The sequence below is a fragment of the Dietzia sp. UBA5065 genome (assembly GCA_002415925.1).
Taxonomy (GTDB): Bacteria; Actinomycetota; Actinomycetes; order Mycobacteriales; family Mycobacteriaceae; genus Dietzia.
In genome coordinates this window covers 15059-16937 of sequence record DIAZ01000170.1, presented here as the reverse complement: position 1 = coordinate 16937, position 1879 = coordinate 15059, and the positions used below count along the sequence as shown (strand labels likewise).

At 75.1% G+C, this 1879-nt stretch carries 2 protein-coding genes; one reads left to right on the top strand and one right to left on the bottom strand.

What is annotated here, in order from left to right; translation table 11 throughout:
- The coding region (locus B4M60_RS13960) for a glycosyltransferase (RefSeq protein ID WP_291085281.1) at nt 1–983 on the bottom strand (983 nt) is incomplete at its 3' end.
- A 260-nt stretch (nt 984–1243) separates the two neighbouring features.
- On the opposite strand from B4M60_RS13960, the gene B4M60_RS13955 reads away from it, so the two are divergent.
- Nucleotides 1244–1867 carry an LmeA family phospholipid-binding protein gene (locus B4M60_RS13955; RefSeq protein ID WP_291085279.1) on the top strand — a complete coding sequence of 208 codons (624 nt, stop codon included), beginning with the start codon at nt 1244–1246 and terminating at the stop codon, nt 1865–1867.
- Nucleotides 1868–1879: the final 12 nt, after the last annotated feature.

The following is a 1879-nucleotide window of genomic DNA, read 5'->3' as shown; positions in this document are numbered from 1 at the left end:
GTCGTCGTCATCGTCGTCGCCCTGATCACCTCGGCCGCACGGGACGCCGCACCGTCCACGCCCCACCGGGTCCTGATCCCGGCGGGCTCCCCGTCGCGGCAGCGGGCGACCTGGGCGCTGACCGCGCGCGCGACGGCCGTCGGCCCGTCGCCGTACCGCATGACCGACGCCCCGGGGATGGCGTCGAGCGCGGCGGCGGTCGCGTCCTGTTCCCCGAACGGACGACGTCCCGGCACCACCACGAGCGGGACGTCGGCGCAGGCCGCGTCGGCGACGGACGACTGACCGGCCCCGGTGACCACGACGTCGGCCGAGCACAGTTCCAGCCACGGATCCTCGTGCCACGACCCGTCCGGCCCGCCGAGTTCCGTCCACTCGGCCACGCCGAGGGCGCCGACGGCGGTCCGGACCGCCCGCCAGAACCGGTGGTCCCCGCCGGTACCCGAACCGTTGAGATGGACCACCCGGGGTCGACGACGACGATCCCGCGGCTGGCGGTCACGCTGCTCGAACCTGGAGACCCCGCCGATCTCGGACACCCTGTTCTCCGTCCGCGCCAGCGTGGCCTCGTGCGCGCCGGGCGGCCACGCCGCGATCAGCCCCTGCGCGGCGCGGACACGGAGGCGGTGGGGTTCGTCCACCCGGACCCCGGGCGGCAGGGTGCTGACCATGGGGATCCCGGTCAACCGGGCGGCGAGCGACATCGCGGGCGAGGAGTCCACCCAGAACGCACGGGGCCGTGCGTGGTCGATCCAGGCGACGGCGGCGCGACGGGCGGCCAGCACGGGCTCCTCCGGGCACTCGTCACCGTCCTCCCCGCCGGGGAGATGGATCACCCGGACGCCGACGGGGTGCAGCGTGTCCTCGAGCGGCCCGGTCAGGAGCAGGGTGACGTCGTATCCGCGATCCCGGAGCGCGTCCGTCACCGGGAGGACCCGGTGGAGGTGACCGCGCCCACGGTTGTGGACGTAGATGCCGATCATCCGTGCACCCCCTCCGCCTCTGTCCGACCCGGGCCCGGCGCCCTCAGTCCGTGCGTCCCGGGTCACGGTCATGCCCCGATCGTGGGGCCTGCTCCCCCGGGTGCGCAACCGGTCCGCCGGTGGCCCCCGACCGGGCGGTCCGGCACGATACGGGGATGACGCGACGAGATCCGATCGACCGGAACGGACGGCGGGGCCGCCGACGAGGCGGGTGCGGGTGCTCCCTGCTCCTGCTCCTTATCCTGCTGGTGGGGCTGGTCGTGGCCGCTGAGTTCGGGACCCGCTGGTACCTGTCGGACCGGGCGGAGCGCGAGGCGTCGGCCCGGCTCGGCGCGCCGGTGACGGTGGAGTTCGGGGCCACACCGATCCTCTGGGACCTGGCCACCACGCAGGCCGTCGACACCGTCCGCCTGACCTCTCCGGGGGACGCCACCGTGCCGCGGATCGACGTGACCGGGCGCTCCGTCCGCCTGGTCGACGGCGCGATTCTGGCGGCCACCGCGGACGGCGTCGCCACGCTGAGCGGCGCGCAGCTCGCCGCGGCCGCGGCGGAGGGCAACCCCGTCGCGGGCTCGCCCGTCGCCGGCCTCGCCGAGGTCCGATCGGTCCGCCCCGATGCGGGATCCGGACTACTGCGGGCGGACATCGGGGGCATAGCGGAGATCGGGGTCGCCCCGGGGGTGACCGACGGGCGCCTCACGCTGACCCCGCAGCAGACCTCCCTGCTCGGATTCCCGCTGCCGGACGGGTTGTTCTCCGGCATCACCGCCACGGTCGACTCGACCGTGGCCTCGCTCCCCGAGGGAGTGGTGATCGAGGATGCCCGTGTGGTGCCCGACGGGCTCGAGGTGGCCCTGGGCGGGAAGGACGTGGCCCTTCGTTAGTCGCCGCCCTTC